We start from the raw sequence: 23,094 nt of genomic DNA on the forward strand, positions 1-23,094 counted from the left end.
GGGGACGGGCAGGCCGCTCAGCCGTCCTCGGGCGGGCCCTGGGCGAGGTCGGCGATCTCGGCGCCGGTGAGCACTCCGGTGTAGACGCGGACGTCGTCGATGTCGCCGGTGAAGTAGTCGACGTAGGCGCCCTTGTACTTGACCCGGCCTATCTGCAGCCCGCCGCCGGCGTGCCAGCCGGTCGAGGGCCGGAAGTCGGACAGGTATCCGTTGACGTAGAGCCGGATCTGCTTGGCGACCTCGTCGTACACCCCGGTCAGGTGCGTCCAGGAGTTGGTCGCCGAGCAGTCGACCGGGTCGGCGGACTTGGCGACCGTCATCTTCTCGCCGTCGGTGTCGTCGCTCGGGGTCGAGAACCCCCACCGGGGCACCTGGACGCCGTTCTCGGTGTAGACGCGGTAGCTGAGGTAGAAGGCGCTGTTCCTGCTGCCGTCCTGGCCGACGGCGGTCATGACGTGGTCGGGCATCGCGCAGGTGTCGTCGCCGTTGAGGCGCACCCGGGCGGCCACGGTGAAGCCGTGGTCGGTGCGCACGGGGGCCGAGGCGGTGGAGGCGTACGCGGTGGTGCCGTTGAGGCTCAGCACGGCCGAGCCGTCGAGGCCGTCGTCGGACCAGCCGGCGCCGCCCTTGAGCGTCGCGGTCCTGCCGTTGCCGGAGGCGTCGGCGGCCGTGGCGCCGGTCCCCTCGTCGAGGTTCCACCGGCCCGCCTCGACCGGGGGCCGCTTGGCCATGGCGGCGATCTCGTTGCCGAGGTCCAGGTCGGTGGCGGTCTGCGGGTCGTCGGACAGGATGCGGTCCCAGACGCGCACCTCGTCGAGGTCGCCGGGGAAGTACTCGGTGAGGTCGCCGTTCCACTTCACCCGCCCGATCTGCAGCGGGCCACCGGCGTCCCACGGCGTCGCGGTGTACGCGCCGGGGGCGGACTGGCGGATGCCGTCGACGTACAGCCGGAGCTGCCTGGCCGGAGCGTCGTACACCCCGACGAGGTGGGTCCAGACGCCCAGCTGCGGCTCGGCGTCACCGACGGCCCGGGTGATCGTGGGATCGTCCCCGTCGGTGTCGTGCCTGTTGAAGATCCACCGCTTGTAGGAGGAGGAGTAGTAGAGCGAGAAACCGGAGGCGCGCAGGCCGGACTGGCTCACCACCGTGGCGTTCTTGGCGGTGGAGGTCAGGCGGGCCCACGCCGAGACGCTGAATCCCCGGTCGGTGCGCACCACGGGCCCGCTCGTCGCGCCGTAGCCGCTCGTCCCGTCGAGGCGCAGGGCTCCCCGCACCCGGCCGCCCGTCCAGCCGGCGCCGCCGCCCAGAGCCACCCCGTGCGGGGCGGTGCCCGAGTCGGCGGCCGTGGCGCCGGAGGTCTCGTCCAGGGCCCACCGCCCGACGGAGTCCGCGCCCGCGTTGACGTAGAAGGTGTAGGCGGCCGGAGTGGTGCCCACGTTGCCGGCCTTGTCCACCGGCCACACCCACAGGGTGTTCACCCAGTTGTGCCGGGGGGCGATGGACACCTGCACCGAGGTCTGCCCGGCCGGCAGGTTGACCTGGGTCGCGGCGGTGCCGGTGCTCGCGTCGTCCAGGGCGTACCGGAAGCCGCTCACGTCGGTCTCGCCGTCGCCGGGCGCGAAGGTGAAGGCGCCCGCCAGCCCGACCCCGCCCCGCCAGTCGTCGGTGGTGCCGGCCGGGTAGTCGGCCGAGGTCACCTTCGGCAACTGCTCGGGCCGCACGTTGTCGACCGTGAACTCGCACCAGGGGCTCCACGCGCTGCCGTCCGTGCCGTCGTAGGCCCGCACCTTGTAGGAGTAGGTCTCGCCGTCGGCCAGGCCGGTGAGGACGACCGAGTGGTCGGTCGCCTGCGTGGTGTAGGCGTACGCGGTCCTGCCGCCGCCGGGCAGCGAGGCGGTGATGCTCTCCCAGGCCGCGGTCCCGGAGTTGTAGTGGTTCATCTCGAACTCGGCGCGGACGCCGTCGTTGGCCTTGTCCGGGTCGTAGATCCTCGCGATGAGCTTGATCGGGTGCTGGGGGTCGCCGCCGTTGAGGTAGGGGCGGCTCGCCCCCGTGACGCACGGCGCGGCGGGGTAGGTGCTCACTCCCGTGGGCACGGACGGCGGGGTGTTGTAGTCGATGACCAGCTTCGGCGAGGCGCTGAAGCCCTTCCAGCCCCACACGCTGCCGGCGCCGTCGTCGTAGTCCCTCAGCCCGAACGTGGTGTTCGCCCAGCCGCCCTTGGCCGCCGCGACGACCGTGCTCGTGACGTCGAACTCGATGCCCTTGTCCGGGCAGGAGGAGCTGTAGCCGGCGTCGGAGGCCACGCTGCCCAGGTGGTCCTTCCAGGACGGCTGGTGGCTCCACGTCGTGGACTTGGAGATCGAGCCGGTCAGCCACAACTGCACGACCTGGGGATCGGAGGTGCACCCCCACGACTTGTTCTGGGTGATGCGGAAGGTCCCCTTCAAGATGTGCTTGCCATTGACGTTGTCGGAGTCCATCCGGAAGAACGACCGCTTGACCCCGCTGCCGTAGTACCCGACCTCCGGGCTGTGGGTGGAGTCCCAATACGACTGGGACGGGTAGGACTTGTCGACGTAGGTCCAGTGCTGCCTGCCGCCCGACCACTGCGGATCGATGTACACCGGGTAGGTCGTGCCGGGGCCGGTCAGCAGGGCGCGGTCCGGTGTGAGGGCGACGCGGTCCGCGGCGACCTCGACGCCCATCACGGCCTGCCTGTTCTGGCGTTCCGGCCCCAGCGCGAGCGTCGGCCGCAGGGTCGCGCCCGAGGAGTCCCACATCCGCGGCGCGGGCGAGTGGAAGACCTCCGTGCCCGCGTCGTTCACGGCGCTGAGGCCGCCGCTCGCGGTCCCGCGCACCGCCAGGCCCTTCGCCCGCATCCCGAAAGCGATCTTGGCCAACCCCGGGTCGGCCGCGGCCTCCCTGTTCTTGACCACCAGGACCTCGGAGAACCCCAGCACCGACGCGGTGACCTTCAGGTCCACGCCGGGGAGCACGGAGCCGTACGTCGCGGTGTCCCCCTGGAGCACCGGCTTCGGCAACCTCCCCGGCCAGGTCATGGCGACCGAGCGGCCGTCCTGGCCGATGGAGGCCAGCGGAGCCGTCCCGCCACCGGAGAAGGCCAGGTCCAGCGGGGTCGCCGTGGTGCGCACGGTGCCGTCGGCGGCGAAGGCCAAGGTCGTGTCGACCTCCGCCCAGCCTCCGCCACGGCGTATCCGCTCGGGCAGGGCCGAGGTCTCGGAGGTGAACGTGCCGTCCGGGTTGGCGAACACCTGGCGGGTCTCCGTGCGCGCGGCGAGCGCCTCGACGCGCCTGCCGTCGCCGCGCGCCCGCGTCAGCGCGTCCTGCTCGGTCCAGGCGGGCGGGTCGGCGGTGGCCGCCGCCGCGGGCGCCGCGGCGTGGACGGCGCCGCCGGCCACGAACGAACCGGTCGTCAGCGACACGGCCACGGCCAGGACGATCGCGTGGGGGAAGCGGCGCATCAAGTCTCCAGACAATCGCCTTGACCGCGTTCACAGGAAGCTCTGAAAAACAAGGGGGTGCCGTCTCGGAGAGGCGGCGCCGAGCCGGTTATGATCGGCTGCCGAATTCGTTTCACGAATGAACGCACAGGAGACGGCCGTCCCCGGTGCGCGCATCGCCGACGGAGAGACGCCGGTGATGATCAGGCCCCCGTCGGCCTCCGAGTGTCCTCGGGTTCCGGCGGCTGGAGAACCACCTTTCCATCTGCCTGGAAAAGCGGAGGTGGCGCGAGTGCTGAGGATCCATTTCACCAGCGAGGACCTGGCTCGCACGACGATCGCGCCGGGCCCCGACCCCTTGTGGGAGGCGCTGCTCAGCCTTTACCGGTTGCGCAACTCCGGCGGCGGGGTGTTCTTCTCGGAATGGCGCAGGCAGGTGCGGCCGAACCTTCCCGTCTCGACCCATCTGCTGTCCGACCTGGCGCCCCCGAAGGGTTACTCCGCCGATTTCATGACCCCCACCCGGCACATGACCTCCATCAGGGACGGCGTGGAGGCGGTGCGGAGCACCCCGCGCGCCCGATTACGCGACGACATCGCCGAACTGGCCCGGCGCCACCCGGGGCGTCCCTTGCGCGCGTGGATGAAGGGGCTGGCGGCCGGCGCGGCCGGGGAGCTCGCCAGGGTGGCCGACGCCATCGACCGGTACTTCGAGGTCTCCCTCGGCCCGTACTGGGCGCACGTCCGGGCCCAGGTCGACCACGACCGCGTCCGCAGGTCGCGCACGCTGGCCGCGGAGGGCTGGGAGTCGGTCTTCGCCACGCTGCATCCGTCGGCGCGCTGGAGCTACCCGGTGCTCGAACTGGACTTCCCCGCCGACCATGACATCCACCTGGGCGGGCGCGGGCTGCTGCTGCAACCGGCGTTCTTCTGCTGGGGACCCCCCACGACCCTGCTGGACACCAGCCTGCCGCCGCGGCTGGTGTACCCGATCGAGCACCAGCTCGGCTGGGCGGGCGGCGGCCTCGAGCCCGCGCGTGATCTCGCGCTGCCCGCACTGCTCGGGCGCACCAGGGCCGGCGTGCTGCGGGCCGTGGCCGAGGGCGAGTGCACGACCACCGAACTGGCCCTGCGCCTGCACATGCCCCCGCCCACCGCCAGCCGCCAGGCGGCCATCCTCCGCGACGCCGGCCTGATCACCACGCGGCGCCACCACCAGGCCGTCATCCACGCTCTCACGCCGCTCGGTGTGAGCCTGCTCGCGGGCAGGCCGTCCGCGCCGTCGCCGTAAGCTCGCTGGTGACGACAGGAGGAACAGAAGATGCAGGATGGCGAGATCCTCGCGAAGATCAAGGGTCTTATCGCGGAGGAGCACGATCTGCGCTCGCGGGTGAGCACCGGAGAGGTCTCCTCCGACGAGGAGCACGGCCGGGTCCGCGAGCTTGAGGCGGCCCTGGACCAGTGCTGGGACCTGCTGCGCCAGCGCAAGGCGCGCAGGGAGTTCGGCGAGGACCCGGACTTCTCCAGCCCGCGCCCGGTCAGCGAGGTGGAGAACTACCAGCAGTAGCCCGGCCGTGAGCGCGCCGCCACGGACTCATCTCGTGGCGGCCGCGCGCCGGTCGTCGGGCGCGCACGGCCGGCGTCAGTACGCCCGGCGTTCGTACGGCCGGCGCCGAGGTCGGCAAAGAAAGCCTGGTCGTAGCCTCGGGGCTTTTTGCTCGCATTTTCGACACTAGGTCCCTTTTGCACGCTGTAATCGGACTACGGGACGACTTCGGAAGGACGATCGCAGGGACCGTACGACGAGGAGGCGGGCTGGTGATCTACACACGGGAAGCCCCGGCTCCGGCGAGCAAGGTGGCCCGCAAGGGCCGGCTGCTTCTCGGCTGGGCCACCTCCACCGATCACAAGGTGATCGGCAACATGTACCTCATCGCGTCGTTCGGGTTCTTCGTCCTCGCCGGGATCATGGCCATGGTCATCCGGGCCGAGCTGGCCCGGCCCGGCATGCAGTTCGTCACCAACAAGCAGTACAACGAGATGTTCACGATGCACGGCACGCTGATGCTGCTGCTGTTCGCCACTCCCCTGTTCGCCGGCTTCGCCAACGCCGTCATGCCGCTGCAGATCGGCGCGCCGGACGTGGCCTTCCCCCGGCTCAACATGTTCAGCTTCTGGCTGTTCCTGTTCGGCGGGCTGATCGTGACCGCCGGGTTCTTCACCGCGAGCGGCGCGGCGGACTTCGGCTGGACGGCCTACACGCCGCTGTCGCGCTCGACCTACTCGCCCGACGTGGGCAAGGACCTGTGGGTGATGGGGCTGGTGATGTCCGGCCTCGGGACCATCCTCGGCGCGGTCAACTTCATCACCACCATCATCTGCATGCGCGCCCCCGGCATGACCATGTTCCGGATGCCGATCTTCACCTGGAACACCCTGCTGACCAGCATGCTGGTGCTGATGGCCTTCCCGGTGCTGGCCGCCGCGCTGCTGGCCCTGGAGGCCGACCGCAGTCTGGGCAGTCACATCTTCGACCCCGAGACCGGCGGCGTGCTGCTGTGGCAGCACCTGTTCTGGTTCTTCGGCCATCCCGAGGTCTACATCATCGCGCTGCCGTTCTTCGGCATCATCACCGAGGTGCTGCCGGTGTTCAGCCGCAAGCCGGTGTTCGGCTACATCGGCCTGGTCGGGGCGACCATCGCCATCGCGGGCCTGTCGATGACGGTGTGGGCGCACCACATGTTCGTCACCGGCCGCGTCCTGCTGCCGTTCTTCTCGTTCATGAGCTTCCTCATCGCGGTGCCGACCGGGGTGAAGTTCTTCAACTGGGTGGGCACGATGTGGCGCGGCCAGCTCACCTTCCCGACGCCGATGATGTTCGCCGTGGGATTCCTGGTGACATTCCTGTTCGGCGGCCTGACCGGGGTCATCCTCGCCTCACCCCCGCTGGACTTCCAGGTGAGCGACACCTACTTCGTGGTCGCCCACTTCCACTACGTGGTCTTCGGCACGGTGGTCTTCGCGATGTTCGCCGGGTTCTATTTCTGGTGGCCGAAGTTCACCGGGAAGATGCTGAACGACACCCTCGGCAAGTGGCACTTCTGGACGCTGTTCATCGGCTTCCACACCACCTTCCTCGTGCAGCACTGGCTCGGCGCGCAGGGCATGCCGCGACGGTACGCCGACTACGCCAGGACCGAGGGCTTCGAGGTGGGCAACATGATCTCGTCGCTCGGGGCGTTCGTGCTGGGCGCCTCGACGCTGCCCTTCCTGTTCAACATCTGGTACACCTGGCGGCACGGCGAGAAGGTCACCGTCGACGACCCGTGGGGCTTCGGCAACTCGCTGGAGTGGGCGACCTCCTGCCCGCCGCCGCGGCACAACTTCACCAGCATCCCGCCGATACGCTCCGAACGCCCGGCGTTCGACATCCACTACTCCCACCTGCCGCTGAAGATCCAGCGGGCGGGCCGATCGCAGGAGTGAGCGGCCCTCACCCGGCTCACACGGCTCACACGGCTCACACGGCCAGGAGGCGGTGCACCTCCTCCTCGCGGAGCTCGTCGGCCGTCCCCGCGCGCACGACGTGCCCGGCGTCCAGGATGAGGAAGCGGTCGGCCAGCCGCAGCGCGAGGTCCAGGTACTGCTCCACGAGCAGCACCGCCAGCCCCGACCGGTGCAGCCCCTCGATGGCCTCCTCGATCTCCAGGATGATGGACGGCTGGATGCCCTCGGTCGGCTCGTCCAGGATCAGCAGCTTGGGCCGGGTCACCAGCGCCCGCGCCATCGCGAGCTGCTGCTGCTGGCCGCCGGACAGGAAGCCCGCCCGCTTCTTCAGCAACGGCTTCAACCGGGGGAAGACCTCGAGGGCCTCCTCGATCGCCCCCGGGTCCCTGTGCGTGGACGCCTCCACCGTCACCATCAGGTTGCCCAGCACGCTGAGCTGCGGGAAGGTCTCGTGCCCCTGCGGGACGTAACCGAGGCCGAGCCGCACCCGCTCGTCCGGCCGCAGCCGCGTGACGTCCCGCCCCTCGAAGGTGACCGTCCCCGCGGTGGCGGGCAGCACGCCCATGACGGCGTTGAGCAGGGTGGTCTTCCCCACCCCGTTGCGGCCCATGACGCACACCAGGCGGCCGGGCTCCACCTCGAAGGACACCTCGAACAGCACCCGCGCCCTGCCGTAGCCCGCTGACAAGCCCTGTACCGACAGCATCACTTCACCTCTCCGGCGGCGGCGGTGGCGGCGGCCGCGCCCGTGGATCTCTCCTCGGCCCTGCCCAGATAGACCTCCTGTACACGGGGATCGGCCCTCACCTGGTCGACCGAGCCCTCGACGAGCACCTTGCCCTCGTGCAGGACGGTCACCTGGGAGGCGTACCGCCGCAAGAAGTCCATGTCGTGCTCGATCACGACCACCGTGTGGTCCCTGGCGATCTCGGTGAGCAGCTCGCCGGTGCGCAGGCGCTCCTCCGCCGACATGCCGGCGACCGGCTCGTCCAGCAGCAGCAGCCGGGGCCGCTGGGCGATGAGCATGCCGATCTCCAGCCACTGCCGCTGGCCGTGCGACAGCACCCCGGCGGGGCGGTCGGCGAGCAGGTCGAGCCCGGTGGTCTCCACGGCCGCGGCCACCGCCTCGCTCACCCCGCGCCTGCGGCGGGCCAGCGACCACAGCGGCCTGCGGAACGACGCCGCCAGGTCGAGGTTCTCCACCACCGTCAGCTCCTCGAACACCACCGAGGTCTGGAAGGTGCGCCCGACGCCCGACCGGACGATCTCGTGCTCCTTGCGGCCGACCAGGTCGGCGCCCTCGAACCGCACCGAGCCCGAGGCGGGCCTGGTCAGGCCGGTGATGACGTCGACCAGCGTGGTCTTGCCCGCCCCGTTCGGGCCGATGAGGAAGCGCAGCTCCCCCTGCTCGACGGTCAGGTCGACCCCGTCCAGCGCGCGGAACCCGTCGAAGACCACCGACAGCCCGCGCACCTCCAGCAGTGCCCCGCTCATGCCCTCGGCTCCGGTACCTCGATCAACGGCGTGCTGACGTCGTGTTTCGCGGCGGTCGCGCCCGGCGGGCCGCCGTCCGGCACGGCCCGGCGCGGCAACCGGGCGGCCAGCAGGGTCCGCGCGGAGGCGGCCAGGCCGAACACGCCCTTGGGCGCCAGGCTGATCACCAGGATGAACAGCGCTCCCTGCAGGTAGAGCCAGCCGTCGGCGAACTCCTCGCTGAAGGCCGTCTTGGCGTATCCCATCAGCACCGCGCCCAGCACCGCCCCGGCCAGGGAGAACCGGCCGCCGACCGCCACGGCGACCACCAGCTCCAGCGAGGGCACCACGCCGAGCAGGGCGGGCGAGATGATGCCGACGACCGGCACGAACAGCGCCCCGGCCAGCCCGGCCATGCCCGCCGACACCGCGAAGGTGACGGTCTTGACGGTGGCGGGGTTGTAGCCGAGGAACCGCACGCGGTCCTCGCCGTCCCTGACCGCGACCAGCAGCCGGCCGAACCGGCTGCGCACGAGCTGCCAGGCCAGCAGGTACAGCACGCCGAGGACCGCCGCCACCACCAGGTACAGCCCGCGCTGCGTCTGGTCGGCCGCCAGGTCCTGGCCGAACAGGTCGAAGAAGTTGGTCAGGCCGTTGGTGCCGCCGGTCAGCCCCTGCTGCCCGACCAGCAGGATCACCGTGGCGGCGGCCAGCGCCTGCGTCAGGATCGCGAAGTAGGCGCCGCGGACCCGCTGCCGGAACACCAGCGCGCCGAGCAGCACGGCCAGCAGCACCGGCCCGGCGACGGCGAAGGCGATGGCGAACAGCGGGTTCTCGAACGGCGCCCACAGCGCGGGCAGCTTCTCCACCCCGCTCCACACCATGAAGTCCGGCAGGTCGCCGCCCGCGTCGTGCAGCTTGAGGTACATGCCCATCGCGTAGCCGCCGAGCCCGAAGAACACCCCCTGGCCCAGGGTGAGCATGCCGCCCTGCCCCCAGGCCAGGCCGATGCCGAGCGCGACGATGCCGAAGCAGAGGTACTTGGCCAGCAGCCCCAGGCGGAACGGCTCCAGCAGCATCGGAGCGACCACCAGGGCCAGCACGGCGACCAGCGTGAACACCGCCGGGCCCCGGAGCCGGTCGCGCCACGACCCGCCGCGGCCAGGAGGCGCGAGCGGCACGACGTTCCGCGCGGTCGCCGTCATGTGAGCGCCCTCCGAATCCGCCGGACGCCCGTCCGGGGGGACGTCCCTGGTCTGCGCGGGGTAGCAGCCGTCATGTGAGCGCCCTCGCTCTCAGCATGAACAGTCCCTGCGGGCGCACCTGCAGGAACCCGATGATCACCACCAGGACGATGACCTTGGCCAGGCTCGCGTTGGTCCAGAACTCGGCGTAGGAGTTCAGCAGGCCCAGGGCGACGGCCGCGATCACCGCGCCGCGCAGCTGCCCGAGTCCGCCGGCGACCACGACGAGGAACGCGTCCACGATGTAGTAGGTCCCGAGCGCCGGGCCGACCGGGCCGATCAGCGTGAGCGCCACCCCGGCGATGCCCGCCAGGCCGGAGCCGATGAAGAACGTGCGCTGGTCCACCCGCCCGGTGTTGATGCCGCTCACCGCGGCGAGCTGCCGGTTCTGCATGACCGCCTGCATGCGCCGCCCCTGCGAGGTGCGGTTCATGTACGCCCAGATCGCCACGACGCTGCCGACGGCCAGGGCGAAGATGAACAGCCGGTTGTAGGGCAGGATGCCGATGCCGCCCTGCAACCACGCCGGCGCCTGCACCTGGACGTTGGGCGCGCCGAACAGGTCGCGGGCGAGCTGCTGCAGGACCAGGCTGACGCCCCAGGTCAGCAGCAGGGTGTCCAGGGGGCGGCCGTAGAAGTGCCTGATGGCCAGCCGCTCCAGGATCAGCCCCATGACCCCGGCCACGGCGAACGCGACCGGCAGCGCGACCAGCACCGCCTGCCGTCCCGCCCAGTCCTGCAGCAGGTAGGCGGTGTACGCGCCCGCCATGATGAACTCGCCGTGCGCCATGTTGATGACGCCCATCTGGCCGAACGTGAACGTCAGGCCGAGTGCGATGAGCAGCAGCACGGCCGCGATCGACAGGCCGATGGGCAGCTGGTTGACTATGGCCTCCATCCGGGGCTCACCTCCCTTGCCTTCCCCGCCGGTTCCGCGTGCCGCCGAGCGGCCGTCTCGCTGTCACTGATGGGTGCTCCTCGCGCAGCCGTGTCCTTGGCGTGTCCGGTCACGGGCACCGGGTCCGGTGTCCCGTCGGGGCCAGGACTGGTGTCCCGTCGTGGGGCCAGGACTGGTGTCCCGCGGTGCGGACCTGGCCCGGTGTCCCGTCGGGGGGCCGGGCGGGGACCGCTCCCCGCCCAGCCGTGCCGTCCATGGCGATCAGGTGAGGCCGCCGGCCCAGGAGTAGGTCTTCAGATACGGGTCGGGCTTGATCGGCTTGCCGGAGTTCCAGACCTCCTTGATCTGGCCGTCCGGCTCCACGACGCCGATGCGCGCCGTCTTGTACATGTGCTGGTTCTCGCCGTCGATGGTGACCGCGCCCTCGGGCCGGTCCAGCGTGATGCCGCCCGCGGCCTTCTTCACGGCCTCGACCTCGGTCGTCCCGGCCTTCTTGACCGCCTCGGCCCACAGGTAGACCGAGTTGTACCCGGCCTCCATCGGGTCGGAGGTCACCCGGTCGGCGCCGTACTTGGCCTTGAACGCCGCCACGAACTTGGCGTTGGCCGGGTTGTCAGTGGTCTGGTAGTAGTTCCAGGCGACGAGGTGGCCGGCGATGTTGTCCACGCCGATGCCCTTGACCTCCTCCTCGGCGACGCTGACCGACATGACGGGCATGGCGTCGGCGCCCACCCCGGCGCTCTTCAGCTGCTTGAAGAAGGCGACGTTGCTGTCGCCGTTCAGCGTGTTGAACACCGCGTCCGGCTTCGCCTGGACGACCTTGTTCACGAGCGTGCTGTATTCGGTGTGCCCGAGCGGGGTGTACTCCTCGCCGAGGACCTGCATTCCGTTCGCCGCCGCGTACGCCTTGATAATCTTGTTCGCGGTGCGCGGGAAAACATAGTCGCTGCCGACCAGGAAGATCTTCTTCTTGCCCTTTTCCTTGAGGTAGTCAAGGCCCGGGACGATCTGCTGGTTGGTGGTGGCGCCGGTGTAGAAGATGTACGGCGAGCTCTCCAGCCCCTCGTACTGCACGGGATACCACAGCAGGGCCTTGCGCTTTTCGAAAACGGGGAGCATGGCCTTGCGGCTGGCCGAGGTCCAGCCGCCGAACACGGTGGCGACCTTGTCCTGCGCGATCAGCTTGGTGGCCTTCTCGGCGAAGGTCGGCCAGTCGGACGCGCCGTCCTCGACGACGGGCACCAACTGCTTGCCCAGTACGCCGCCGGCCTTGTTGATCTCCTCGACGGCCAGCAGCTCGGAGTCACGGACGGTGACCTCGCTGATCGCCATGGTGCCGCTGAGGGAGTGCAGGAGCCCCACCTTGATGGTGTCGCTCCCGCCCGACGCGGCGGTGCCGCCCGTGGTCGTCGATGGCTGACCACCGCAGGCCGCGAGCCCGGTTGCCAGGACCGCCGCGGCGGCCCCGATGCGCCAAGCTGAATTCCGCAATTACTCCTCCTTGCCGATACCGGCCCCCGCACCGACCCGTCTGCCGCCAAGGTGATCGAGTCACGTTTCCCGTGAACGTCGCGATTGTTAATTGCCGTTTACCGGCTCTTCACCGGGTCAACGCGAAGGGACTGTAAGGCGCGGCCGTATTGGCCGTTCCGGTGCCGGCCGTTTAGGGTCGGATGGGTGCGCCATGGCCGACCCTCTTCGCCGTGAAATGGGCTTCTGAATCGCCGGACGGGTGAATACGCGGGCGCCGTCGCGTCCGACACAGACCGGAAATGCGGGCGACACGTCACCGAAACGACGGTTGCCTAGGGTCCGGCCATGCGGCTCACCCCACACGAACAGGAACGCCTGCTCATCCACGTCGCGGCGGGCGTCGCGCGCGACCGTCAGGCCCGGGGGCTGCGCCTGAACCATCCCGAGGCCACCGCGATCATCGCCTCGTTCCTGCTCGAGGGCGCGCGGGACGGCCGCACCGTCGCCGACCTGATGGAGGCGGGCCGCAAGGTGCTGCGCCGCGAGGACGTCATGGAAGGGATCCCCGAGATGCTCGAATCGGTCCAGATCGAGGCGACCTTCCCCGACGGCACCAAGCTCGTCACCGTCCACCGGCCGATCCTGTGACGCCCGGCCCGATGACGCCCGGAGAGATGACGCCCGGAGAGATCGTCCACGCCGAGGAGCCCATCCCGCTCAACCCCGGGCGCGAGCGCCTGGTGCTGCGCGTGGTGAACACCGCCGACCGGCCCGTCCAGGTGGGGTCGCACTACCACTTCGCCGCCGCCAACCCCGGTCTCGGCTTCGACCGGGAGGCGGCCTGGGGGATGCGGCTGGACGTGCCCGCCGGCACCGCGGTCAGGTTCGAGCCGGGCATCGAGCGGGACGTGACGCTCGTGCCGATCGCCGGGCGGCGCGTCGTCCCGGGTCTGCGCCCCGAATGGGCCGGCCGGCTGGACGCCCGCACGGCGCACCCGGACGCCGGCGTGGGCGGCGGCGGCCCGTCCGAGCCGGGCGCCCGCACGACCGAGGGAGAGTCCGATGACTGAGCCGCGGCCCTCGATCGAGCGCTCCCGGTACTCCGCGCTGTACGGCCCGACGACCGGCGACCGCATCCGGCTGGCGGACACCGACCTGTTCGTCGAGATCTCCGACGACCTGTCCCAGGGACGCCAGGGCGCCGGCGACGAGGTGGTCTTCGGCGGCGGCAAGGTGATCCGCGAGTCCATGGGCCAGGCCAGGACGACACGCGCCGAGGGCGCCCCCGACCTGGTGATCACCGGGGCGGTCATCCTGGACCACTGGGGCGTGGTCAAGGCCGACATCGGGGTCAGGGACGGACGCATCGTCGCCATCGGCAAGGCGGGGAACCCCGACACCATGGACGGCGTCCACCCCGACCTGGTGATCGGCCCCTCCACCGAGATCCTGGCGGGCAACGGCAGGATCATCACCGCCGGGGCGGTCGACTCGCACGTCCACCTCATCTGCCCGCAGATCGTGGACGAGGCGCTCGCCGCCGGGGTGACCACCGTCATCGGCGGCGGCACCGGTCCGGCCGAGGGCACCAAGGCGACCACCGTCACCGGCACGTGGTACCTGGCCCGGATGCTGGAGTCGATGGACGGCATGCCGGTCAACGTGGCGCTGCTCGGCAAGGGCAACACCGTCAGCGAGGAAGGGCTGCTGGAACAGCTCAGGGCCGGCGCCTCGGGGTTCAAGCTGCACGAAGACTGGGGGACGACGCCGTCGGCCATCGACGCGTGCCTGCGGGTCGCGGACGCCACCGGCGTGCAGGTCGCCATCCACACCGACACGCTGAACGAGGCCGGGTTCGTGGAGTCGACGCTGGGCGCGATCGGCGACCGCGGGATCCACGCCTACCACACCGAGGGCGCGGGCGGCGGGCACGCGCCCGACATCATCCGCGTCGCGGCGCACGCGAACGTGCTGCCGTCCTCGACGAACCCGACGCGCCCGCACACCGTCAACACCCTCGACGAGCACCTCGACATGCTCATGGTCTGCCACCATCTCAACCCGTCCGTGCCGGAGGATCTGGCCTTCGCCGAGTCGCGCATCCGGCCGACGACGATGGCCGCCGAGGACGTCCTGCACGACATCGGGGCCATCTCCATGATCGGGTCCGACTCGCAGGCGATGGGACGGGTGGGCGAGACGATCATCCGTACCTGGCAGACCGCGCACGTGATGAAGCGGCGCAGGGGGCCGCTGCCCGGTGACGGCCGTGCCGATAACCTGCGCGCTCAGCGCTATGTGGCGAAATATACGATCTGCCCGGCCATCGCCCACGGGCTGGACGCGCACGTCGGCTCGGTGGAGGTCGGCAAGCTCGCCGACCTGGTGCTGTGGGAGCCGGCGTTCTTCGGGGTCAAGCCGCAGCTCGTCGTCAAGGGCGGCGTCATCGCCTACGCGCAGATGGGCGACGCCAACGCCTCCATCCCCACCCCCCAGCCCGTCATGCCGCGGCCGATGTTCGGCGCCGCACCGGTCACCGCCGCGGCCACGTCCCTGCACTTCGTCGCGCCGCTCGCCATCGAGGGCGGCCTGGCGGACCGGCTGCGGGTGAACCGGCGGCTGGCGCCGGTCGCCGACGTGCGCACGCGCCGAAAGGAGTCCATGCCGCTGAACGACGCGCTCCCCGACATCGAGGTGGACCCCGACACCTTCGCGGTCCGCGTCGAGGGGGAGCTCATCGAGCCGGCCCCGGCCGTGGAGCTTCCCATGGCCCAGCGCTACTTCCTGTTCTGACCGGGCTCTGGTCATGGACGCGGCGCTGCTGCTTCTCGCCGACTCCCGGCTCCCGGCCGGTGGCCACGGCCACTCCGGGGGCGCGGAGCAGGCGGTACGCATCGGGGCGATCACCGGCCCGGAGGAACTGGCGCGGTTCCTCCGTGGCCGGCTCGCCACCTCAGGCCTGGTGGCCGCCGCTCTCTCCGCCGCCGCCTGCGCCCTCGCGACCCCCACCGACGTCGCCGACGACGAGCGGGCGTGGCGGGAGCTGGACGCGGAGGCCGACGCCCGTACGGCCTCGCCCGCGCAGCGGAACGCGGCGCGCACCCAGGGCAGGCTGCTGCTGCGAAGCGCCCGCCGCATCTGGCCCTCCGCCGTCCTGGACACCCTCGCGCGCGCCGTCCCCGACGGCGCCCACCACCCGATCGCGCTCGGCGCGGTGGCCGCCGCCGCCGGCTGCTCGCCCTACGACGCGGCGCTGGCCGCCGCGTACACCTCGATCACCGGACCGGCCACCGCGGCCGTCCGGCTGCTCGGGCTCGACCCCGTCGTCGTGCACCGGGTGCTCGCCGGCCTCGTGCCGGACCTGTCCGGCGTCGCCCGCACGGCCGCCGCGGAGGCGGCCCCGGCGCACGCCCCGGGCCCGGCCGGCGAGGCCGTCTCCCGCACCGCGTGGGAAGGCCTTCCCGCGCACGCCGCTCCCGCACTCGACCTGCTGGCCGAACAGCACCTACGCACGGAGGTACGGCTCTTTGTCAGCTAACCACGAGGACCGTCACCCGTCCTCTGACCCCCACGGAAGGGCGCTGCGCCTCGGCGTCGGCGGCCCGGTAGGCAGCGGCAAGACGGCGCTGGTCGCCGCGCTGTGCCGCACGCTCGGCCCGGTGCTGCGGCTGGGCGTGGTCACCAACGACATCTACACCACCGAGGACGCCGACTTCCTGCGCAGGGCCGGCGTCCTGGACCCCGAGCGCATCGTGGCCGTGCAGACCGGCTGCTGCCCGCACACCGCGATCCGCGACGACATCGCCGCCAACATCGACGCCGTCGAGACCCTGGAGGAACGCCACGGACCGCTGGACCTGGTGATCGTCGAGAGCGGCGGCGACAATCTGACCGCCACCTTCAGCCGGGGACTCGCCGACCAGCAGATCTTCGTGCTCGACGTGTCGGGCGGGGACAAGGTGCCGCGCAAAGGCGGCCCCGGCGTCACCTCGGCCGACCTGCTGGTGGTCAACAAGACCGACCTGGCGAAACACGTGGGAGCCGATCTGACCGTGATGTCCAGGGACGCGGCGGCCGTCCGCGACGGCAAACCGGTGCTGTTCACCTCGATCAGGGAGGTGCCGGAGGTGTACGCCGTGGCCGAATGGGTGCACGGGGTGGTCCAGTCGTGGTCGCACGCCCGCTCCCACCCCCACGGCCCCGCCGTCCCCGCCCCGAACGCCTGACCCACCCGCCCATGCACGAGACCACCCACCCCGTCCTGCGCCCACAGCCCCCGGGCACCGGCCACCACGACCCGGGCGCCCGGCCCCCCGACACCGGGCGGCAGCGGCCCGGGCCGCGGACCCCGGCCGCCGACCGGCCAGGACCGGACGCGCGGCCACCGGCCGCCGGCCGACCGGAGCAGGACGCGCGGCCGCCGGTCACCGGTCACCGGCGGCCGCCCGGCGCCCGGGCGACCGCCGGGCGGCGCGGGTTCGAGGCGCGGGCGGCGGTGGGCACCGAGTCCTCCGGTGGGCGCACCGTGCTCGGGACGCTGCGCTCGGACCCGCCGCTGACCCTGCGGCAGACCGGGCCGGACACGGTTCACCTGGTCTCGACCGCCGCCGGGCCGCTCGGCGGCGACCGTCTCACGCTGGAGATCGACGTCGCCCCGGGAACGCGCCTCACCATCGCCTCGGTGGCGAGCACGCTCGTCCTGCCGGGGGACGGAGAGTCGGTCATGGTGGTGCGGGCCCGGGTCGGCGCGGGGGCGACGCTGGTGTACGCCCCGGAACCGACGGTCCTGGCGGCCGGATGCGACCATCGCATGATCGTCGGCCTGACCCTGGCGGAGGGCGCGTCGGTGTCGTGGCGCGAGGAGATCGCCTTCGGCCGGTACGGCGAGCCGCCGGGCCGCTGCCACGCCCGCTTCGACGCGACCATCGACGGCGTGCCTCTGCTCCGTCAGGACTTCGTGGTCGGGGACCCCGCCGCGGACGGCAGCCCCGCGGTGTACGGCGACGCCCGCTGCGTCGGCAACATCCTGCTCACCGGCCCGGCCTTCGCCCGCCCGCAGGCCGCGACCGCCTCGCGGCCGGGCGAACCGGCCCTCACCCCGCCGGCCGCCGGTGCGGCCTCGCCCTCGTCCGGCGCGGAGGGGAGCGGCGCCGTGCTCGCCGAAGGCTGCGCCGTCCTCCCGCTCGCCGGGCCCGGCACGCTGATCTCCGCCCTCGCCCCCGACGCCCCCACCCTGCGCTCCCGCCTCACCTGGGGCGCCGCGCAGGCGACCGCGCCCTTCGAGGACGGTGACTGACGGACGCGTCCGAGCAGGCCCGGGGCCCCGGGAAGGGACATCGGGCGTCTTGGGTGAGGATCAGTCGTAGAAGCCCAGGCGGCGGAGCTGTTTGGGGTCGCGTTGCCAGTCTTTGGCCACCTTGATGCGCAGGTCGAGGTAGACGTGGGTGCCGAGGAGGGCTTCGATCTGCTTGCGGGCGCGGGTGCCGACGTCCTTGAGCCGGGCGCCCTTGGGGCCGATGACGATGGCCTTCTGGGACGGGCGCTCGACGAACATGTGGGCGTACACGTCGAGCAGGTCGTCGCGGCCCTCCCGCGGAGTCATCTCCTCGACGACGACGGCGATCGAGTGGGGAAGCTCGTCGCGGACGCCTTCGAGAGCCGCCTCACGGATCAGCTCGCCGACCAGCACCTGCTCGGGCTCGTCGGTCAGCTGACCGTCCATGTAGAGCGGCGGGGAGTGCGGGAGGCGCTCGATCAGCAGGTCGCCCAGCACGTCGAGCTGCTCCCCCGACTGGGCGGAGACCGGGACGATCTCGGCGAAGTCCGCCAGCCGCGAGACGTCGAGCAGACGGGAGGCGATCTGCTCGCGGGAGGCCAGGTCGCACTTGGTGACCACGGCGACCACGGGGGTCTTCTTGACGGCCGCGAGCTTCTCGGCGATGAACCGGTCGCCCTTGCCGATCTCCTCGTTGGCGGGCACGCAGAAGCCGATGACGTCGACCTCGGTCAGGGTGGACAGCACGAGGCTGTCGAGCCGCTCGCCGAGCAGGGTGCGGGGCCGGTGCAGGCCCGGCGTGTCGACGATGACGAGCTGGGCGGCGGGCCGGTTGACGATGCCGCGGATGGCGCGGCGGGTCGTCTGCGGCTTGGAGGAGGTGATCGCCACCTTGGCGCCGACCAGCGCATTCATCAGCGTCGACTTGCCGACGTTGGGCCTGCCGACGAAGCAGGCGAACCCGGCACGGAACTCAGCGGCTGAGGAACTCACGCCACCCATTGTCCCCGATCAGAGCGACCGCCCCTCCCCGCCACCAGGACGACGGGCCCCGTCACGGCCGGGCGGGGCCCTTCACCGGGCGGGCGGGTCCCCCTCACGGGCCGGGCGGGCCCCCTCGCGAGCCGGGCCGGGCGGGTCAGCGGTAGCGGCCCTTGAGGGCGCCGTCGGGGGCGGCGAGGAAGAGGATGGCGTCGCCGAGGTCCTGGACGACCGCCATGTCCTGGTCGCCGGGCTCCTCCTCGTCGGTGACCAGGGCGGCGGCCTCCAGGGAGACCGCTCCGCTGGAGACGGCCATGGCCACGGCGACCTGGATCGCGGACAGCCGCAGCGAGGGCAGGTCCACGTTGGTCGCGGTGTAGGTGCGCCCGGTCTCGTCGCGGACGGCGGCGCCCTGGGCCGTCCCGTTGCGGGCGCGGGCGGCGCGGGCCAATGTGATGATCTTGCTGTCCTCGGCGCCGAGGATGGTGTCGGTCACGGGCATCAGGCTACTGGGCGGGCCCGCGGTCACCGGCCCGTGGTACGGGTCCGTCATGCGTCGCGATCGCTCCTTCTCCGGCCGGACGCCCTCACCCCTCGCCTCTTGGCCCCGGCAGGGGCCGGGCAGGCCGGGAAATGGCATTTCCGGTAATTAGCACGGTCCATTCAATACGCAAGGACACCTTTCCTGTGCGCAGGGTGATCAACGCCGGAAAAGCGGTCGTCGCGCGATATATCCGGCAATCGGCGACCTGCCATTGGCTAGGCTTCTCCGTCGTATTCGGACAGGCGCGCCGGACGCCGGCGGTCGCCCCGCGGGAGGCGGCCGGGGTCGCCTCGCCGGGAGATGGAGCTGATGCATGGTCGCTCGGGGGATCCTCGCCGGCTCGCTGGCGCTCGCGCTCGCCACCGGACCGAACGCGGCGGCGTCGGCGCTCACGATGGCCCTGCGCGCGCCGGAGCAGTGCTCGCCGCCGCACGGCGGCACCCAGGTCGGCGAGTCGTGGGCGCAGCGCCGGCTGGCGTTCACCGGGGTCTGGCCGCTCACCAAGGGCGAGGGCGTGACCGTGGCGCTGATCGACAGCGGGGTGGACACGCGCCATCCTCAGGTCCGGGTCGCCCGGTCGGTCGACCTGACCGGCACCGGCCCGCTCGACTGCGTCGGCCACGGCACGGCGGTGGCCGGGATCATCGCCGGAGCCGACATGAAGGAGATCCCGTTCGCGGGCGTGGCGCCCAAGGCGCGGCTCATCTCCATCAAGCAGACCAACAGCGAGCGCGGGGACGTGGCGCTGCTGGCCCAGGGCATCAAGCAGGCGGCCGACCTGGGCGCCCAGGTCGTCAACATCTCCGTCCAGACCAGCGACCAGCCCGACCTGAAGGCGGCCGTCGAGTACGCGCTGGCCAAGGACGTCGTCATCGTGGCCGCCGCCGGGAACATCAGGAAGGAGGACGGCACCCCCGCCGCCGTCTACCCGGCCTCCTACCCGGGCGTGCTGTCGGTCGGCTCGGCCGGCCCGGACGGCAGGCGCAACGACTTCTCCAACTCCGTGACGCCGGTCTCGGTGATCGCGCCGGGTCAGGACATCACCAGCACCTGGCCGGGCGGCGCCTACCGCCAGGACCTGGAGGGCACCAGCTACGCCGCGCCGTACGTGGCCGGGGTGGCGGCCCTGGTGCGCGCGCGGCATCCGGAACTGGACAACGTGCGGGTGCGGCGGCGCATCGAGATCACCGCCGACGGCGCGTCGGGCACGGGGACCGGCGCGGGCATGGTGAACCCGCTGATGGCGGTGTCGGAGATCCTGCCGTCCGAGGTGGTGGCCATCGCGCCCCGCCCGGCCCAGGCGCTTCCCTCGACGATCGTGACCAGGCCGCGGCCTCCGGACCAGGAGGCGATCAACGTCTCCGCCGCGGTGGCGGTGATCGCGGTGCTCGCGGCGGGGCTGGTGGCGGCCGTGGGCGTCGTCATCCCCATGGGACGCCGCCGCGGATGGCGGCCGGGCCGCGCGGTGACCCCCGGCGAGTGAGCGGCCGGCCCGGCGAGTGGGCGGCGATCCGGCGAGTGGGCGGCGGGACCCGGCACGAGGGGCGGGCGACACGGCGCGAGGGGTGGAAAGCCCGGGTGAAGTGGCGGGACGGAAGCGCTTGTACGGGATGAGATGAATCGCCCTATCCGTTTCCCCGCCCCCAAGATCAACGAAACCGTAACATGTGATGCAGACGTGACAAATTACGTTAAGTGCGACTCAAACATGTGGTGTCATGATGCTTGAGATCTCCAGGGGCTTGAGATGATCCACAGGGGAAGGCGATAAAGGACATGCAGTCGTTGCTGCCGGATGACCCCAAGCAGGTGGGCGCGTACACGCTTCTCGGGCGGCTGGGTGAGGGAACCCGGGGCGTCGTCTACCTTGGCCGCCTCTCCGGTGAAGCGCCGATCGCAGCGCCCACGGCCGCCGAGGCCGAGGCCCCCGCCGAGTCCGGCACCCAGGGCGAGAGCGCCGCCGCGACCGGAACGCCCGCCGAGTCCGCCCCCTCCCCCGCCACGGGCGAGCCCGGCCGGCTGTTCGTCGTCAAGCTGCTGCCCCCGTGGCCGGAGGCCGGCGACGAGGCCCGCGCGCGGGTGGTCGACGACCTGTCCGCCGCCCAGCGGGTGTCCAGCGCCTACGCGGTGCGCAGCGTCGACGCCGGCTGGATCGACGACCGCGCCTACGTGGTGCGCGAGCACGTCGAGGGCCGCTCGCTCCGCGAGGCCGTCGAACTGGACGGCCCGCTGACCGGCGACGCCCTCGAGCGCGTCGCCGTCGGCACGCTGACGGCGCTCACCGCCGTCCACCTGGCCGGCATCGCCCACCGCGGCCTCACCCCCGACAACGTCCTGCTGTCCGCCGACGGGCCCCGCGTCTGCGACTTCGGCCTCGGCGAGACGGCCTACCGCTCCCCGGAGCAGGTGCGCGGCGAGCCCACCGGCCCCGCCGCCGACCTGTTCGCCTGGGCGAGCACGATGGTGTTCGCCGCGACCGGCGCCGAGCCGTTCGGCGAGGACGCCGAGGCGATCGCCACGGCCCGCGCCGACCTCGGCGGCCTTCCCGCGCCGCTGCGTGACGTCGTGGGCTCCTGCCTGGCCAAGGTGCCCGCCGAGCGGCCCACCGCCCAGGGCGCGATGCTGTGGCTGCTCGGCGAGGAGAAGGCGGCCCCGCCCGCCCCGGCGATCCCGGCCGCGCCCGTCCCCGGCGCGCCCCTGGTCGGCATCCCCGTCCCGGGCGTCCCCGGCGCGTCCTCCTCCAGCACGCCGACCGTCCCGGCCGGTCAGGCCGGGCCCGCGAGTCAGGCCGGTCCGGCGGGACCCGGTGACCCTCCGCAGCACACGTTGATGGAGGCGGGCGGCTCGGTCGCGCCGCCTCCGGCCGTCGTCCCGCAGGGCACGGAGAGTCTGCCCCCGACGGTGTACGCGGCCGAGCCGCAGCCGCCGGCCCCGCCGGTGTGGGGCGCTCCCGCCCTCCCGTCGGAGGAGCCCGCGCGGCCCGAGTTGCCGGCCGCCGCCGGAGGCGAGGCGCCGCCCGCCGCGCCGGTGCGCAAGAGGACCGGCGCCCACTTCCCCGTCGGCCTGGCCGCGGGCGTCGGCATCGTGATCGGCCTGTCCGGCCTGGGTCTGTGGGGCGCCGGCCACTACGCGGGCAGCAGCCAGCAGATCGGCCGGGTCGCGGCCGAGGGACAGGCCGGCGGCACGAACGTCCCCGAGCCGTCCGGCGGCCTGGGCGACGTCGCCGGCGTCGGCGGCGTCGGCGAGAGCACCGCGCCGCGCCCGCAGGTCACCGTGCCGTGGGCCGGCTCCCCCGCTCCGCAGCAGACCGGCGTCTACCCGATGCAGCTGACGACGTCGAGCCCCGCGGCGAACATCCCGAACTTCTCGCCCGGCCCGCAGTTCACCCCGCCGCCGATCCCGTCGGCCCCGCCGACGCCCACGCGGTCGTCGCCGACCCCGGTGCCGACGGTCACCGTCACCATGACGCCGAGCCCGGTGGTCAGCCCGTCCGCGGAGCCGACCCCCACGCCCAGCCCGTCCGGGCCCGACCAGTCGCCGCAGCCGTCGGTCACCCCCACCCCGGACCCCTCGGGCCCGGGCAGCCCGACGCCTTCGCCGTCGCCGAGCGGGCCGCTGAGCCTGGTGCCCACGCCCACGCCGAGCCCGACGCCCACCACCTCCGGCCCGGCGTCCCCGCACCCGAGCTCCCCGTCGCCGCGGCCCACGCCGAGCGTGTCCAGGTCGTTCACGCCGCGGCCCCCGCACGTGTGGAGCCCGCGGCCCAGCGTGTCGGCCAGGCCGACGGGCACCCGGACGCCGGCCCCGAGGCCGACCGTCACCCGTACCGCCACGGCGACACCGGCTCCCAAGCCGGCCACCAACCCCTTCACCCCGCAGCAGGTGTGCAACGGGTCGGGCAAGGGCACCGGCTTCGCCGTCCAGCGGCAGAGCGCGTTCACCGGCGGCGTCACCTACCAGCTCTACAACCTCGCCACCGGCTTCAACTGCGTGGTCACCATGAAGACGCAGAACATCGGCGTGCTCAGCCCGGTGTCGGCGACGCTGGAGGTGCAGGGCTCCGCCCCGGTCAGCGAGAGCGGGTCGTTCAAGTACTACGCCGGGCCGGTGGTCATGCAGGGCAAGGGCAAGTGCGTGCGCTTCAGCGGCAGCGCGGGCGCCGGCTCCACCGCGGCGCCGTTCGGCAACTGCGGCTGACCCACCCGATCGTCCATCCCCGACGAGGCTCGGCCCGC

At 72.3% G+C, this 23,094-nt stretch carries 19 protein-coding genes; 11 read left to right on the forward strand and 8 right to left on the reverse strand.

The window, feature by feature from the left end; genetic code table 11:
• Nucleotides 1-17 precede the first annotated feature (17 nt).
• Complete coding sequence (locus ABZU32_RS00675) at nucleotides 18-3,485, reverse strand: LamG-like jellyroll fold domain-containing protein (protein ID WP_354915245.1); 3,468 nt, start codon at nucleotides 3,483-3,485, stop codon at nucleotides 18-20.
• 271 nt (nucleotides 3,486-3,756) lie between these two features.
• Between ABZU32_RS00675 and ABZU32_RS00680 the strand changes: the two genes are divergently transcribed.
• The 3 genes from ABZU32_RS00680 to ctaD all read left to right on the forward strand — a co-directional run bounded on the left by ABZU32_RS00680 (nucleotide 3,757) and on the right by ctaD (nucleotide 6,950).
• Nucleotides 3,757-4,755, forward strand: coding sequence for a winged helix-turn-helix domain-containing protein (locus tag ABZU32_RS00680; RefSeq protein ID WP_354915248.1), 999 nt, complete (start codon nucleotides 3,757-3,759; stop codon nucleotides 4,753-4,755).
• A 30-nt stretch (nucleotides 4,756-4,785) separates the two neighbouring features.
• Nucleotides 4,786-5,031: a DUF2630 family protein gene (locus ABZU32_RS00685; RefSeq protein ID WP_354915251.1), complete on the forward strand. Its 246-nt coding sequence runs from the start codon at nucleotides 4,786-4,788 to the stop codon at nucleotides 5,029-5,031.
• 251 nt (nucleotides 5,032-5,282) lie between these two features.
• Nucleotides 5,283-6,950, forward strand: coding sequence for a cytochrome c oxidase subunit I (gene ctaD, locus ABZU32_RS00690; RefSeq protein WP_354915254.1), 1,668 nt, complete (start codon nucleotides 5,283-5,285; stop codon nucleotides 6,948-6,950).
• A gap of 34 nt (nucleotides 6,951-6,984) precedes the next feature.
• Here the strand turns inward: ctaD and urtE are convergent, their stop codons facing one another.
• The 5 genes from urtE to urtA form a co-directional block, all read right to left on the reverse strand.
• Nucleotides 6,985-7,677 carry an urea ABC transporter ATP-binding subunit UrtE gene (urtE, locus tag ABZU32_RS00695; protein WP_354915257.1) on the reverse strand — a complete coding sequence of 231 codons (693 nt, stop codon included), beginning with the start codon at nucleotides 7,675-7,677 and terminating at the stop codon, nucleotides 6,985-6,987.
• Nucleotides 7,677-8,465, reverse strand: coding sequence for an urea ABC transporter ATP-binding protein UrtD (gene urtD / locus ABZU32_RS00700; RefSeq protein WP_354915260.1), 789 nt, complete (start codon nucleotides 8,463-8,465; stop codon nucleotides 7,677-7,679). Before urtD ends, urtE begins: the two co-directional genes overlap by 1 nt.
• Nucleotides 8,462-9,649 carry an urea ABC transporter permease subunit UrtC gene (urtC, locus tag ABZU32_RS00705; protein WP_354915263.1) on the reverse strand — a complete coding sequence of 396 codons (1,188 nt, stop codon included), beginning with the start codon at nucleotides 9,647-9,649 and terminating at the stop codon, nucleotides 8,462-8,464. The genes urtD and urtC overlap by 4 nt, the downstream gene beginning before the upstream one ends.
• A gap of 70 nt (nucleotides 9,650-9,719) precedes the next feature.
• Entirely contained in the window at nucleotides 9,720-10,586 is an 867-nt protein-coding gene (gene urtB, locus ABZU32_RS00710) for an urea ABC transporter permease subunit UrtB (RefSeq protein ID WP_354915266.1), read from the reverse strand.
• Nucleotides 10,587-10,847: 261 nt separating this feature from the next.
• Entirely contained in the window at nucleotides 10,848-12,077 is a 1,230-nt protein-coding gene (gene urtA / locus ABZU32_RS00715) for an urea ABC transporter substrate-binding protein (RefSeq protein WP_354915269.1), read from the reverse strand.
• Nucleotides 12,078-12,404: 327 nt separating this feature from the next.
• On the opposite strand from urtA, the gene ABZU32_RS00720 reads away from it, so the two are divergent.
• From ABZU32_RS00720 to ABZU32_RS00745, 6 genes are read left to right on the forward strand one after another with little or no spacing between them, the layout of a single operon-like run.
• A complete protein-coding gene (locus ABZU32_RS00720) occupies nucleotides 12,405-12,707 on the forward strand; it encodes an urease subunit gamma (RefSeq protein WP_354834947.1) in 303 nt (100 codons plus the stop codon).
• 26 nt (nucleotides 12,708-12,733) lie between these two features.
• The gene (locus ABZU32_RS00725) at nucleotides 12,734-13,129 is read left to right on the forward strand and encodes an urease subunit beta (protein ID WP_354915272.1); all 396 of its coding nucleotides are present in this window, start codon (nucleotides 12,734-12,736) and stop codon (nucleotides 13,127-13,129) included.
• Entirely contained in the window at nucleotides 13,122-14,852 is a 1,731-nt protein-coding gene (locus ABZU32_RS00730; RefSeq protein WP_354915275.1) for an urease subunit alpha, read from the forward strand. Before ABZU32_RS00725 ends, ABZU32_RS00730 begins: the two co-directional genes overlap by 8 nt.
• 13 nt (nucleotides 14,853-14,865) lie before the next feature.
• On the forward strand, nucleotides 14,866-15,597 hold the full coding sequence (locus ABZU32_RS00735; protein ID WP_354915278.1) for an urease accessory UreF family protein: 732 nt from the start codon (nucleotides 14,866-14,868) through the stop codon (nucleotides 15,595-15,597).
• On the forward strand, nucleotides 15,587-16,285 hold the full coding sequence (gene ureG, locus ABZU32_RS00740; RefSeq protein WP_354834955.1) for an urease accessory protein UreG: 699 nt from the start codon (nucleotides 15,587-15,589) through the stop codon (nucleotides 16,283-16,285). Before ABZU32_RS00735 ends, ureG begins: the two co-directional genes overlap by 11 nt.
• An 11-nt stretch (nucleotides 16,286-16,296) precedes the next feature.
• Nucleotides 16,297-17,355 (forward strand): urease accessory protein UreD, encoded by a 1,059-nt coding sequence (locus tag ABZU32_RS00745; RefSeq protein ID WP_354915281.1) that lies wholly within the window; start codon nucleotides 16,297-16,299, stop codon nucleotides 17,353-17,355.
• Between the two features lie 60 nt (nucleotides 17,356-17,415).
• On the opposite strand, the gene era is transcribed toward ABZU32_RS00745, so the two are convergent.
• Nucleotides 17,416-18,336: a GTPase Era gene (gene era, locus ABZU32_RS00750; protein WP_354834959.1), complete on the reverse strand. Its 921-nt coding sequence runs from the start codon at nucleotides 18,334-18,336 to the stop codon at nucleotides 17,416-17,418.
• A gap of 136 nt (nucleotides 18,337-18,472) precedes the next feature.
• The gene (locus tag ABZU32_RS00755; protein WP_354834961.1) at nucleotides 18,473-18,811 is read right to left on the reverse strand and encodes a cytidine deaminase; all 339 of its coding nucleotides are present in this window, start codon (nucleotides 18,809-18,811) and stop codon (nucleotides 18,473-18,475) included.
• Nucleotides 18,812-19,172: 361 nt separating this feature from the next.
• Here ABZU32_RS00755 and mycP point away from each other — a divergent pair, with 361 nt between their 5' ends.
• Together mycP and ABZU32_RS00765 are read left to right on the forward strand one after the other, a co-directional pair.
• Nucleotides 19,173-20,342, forward strand: a complete 1,170-nt coding sequence (mycP, locus tag ABZU32_RS00760; protein WP_354915284.1) for a type VII secretion-associated serine protease mycosin — start codon at nucleotides 19,173-19,175, stop codon at nucleotides 20,340-20,342.
• Nucleotides 20,343-20,635: 293 nt separating this feature from the next.
• Nucleotides 20,636-23,056, forward strand: a complete 2,421-nt coding sequence (locus ABZU32_RS00765; protein ID WP_354915287.1) for a serine/threonine-protein kinase — start codon at nucleotides 20,636-20,638, stop codon at nucleotides 23,054-23,056.
• Nucleotides 23,057-23,094 lie beyond the last annotated feature (38 nt).

The organism is Sphaerisporangium sp. NPDC005288, assembly GCF_040607475.1.
Classification (GTDB): Bacteria; Actinomycetota; Actinomycetes; order Streptosporangiales; family Streptosporangiaceae; genus Sphaerisporangium; species Sphaerisporangium rhizosphaerae.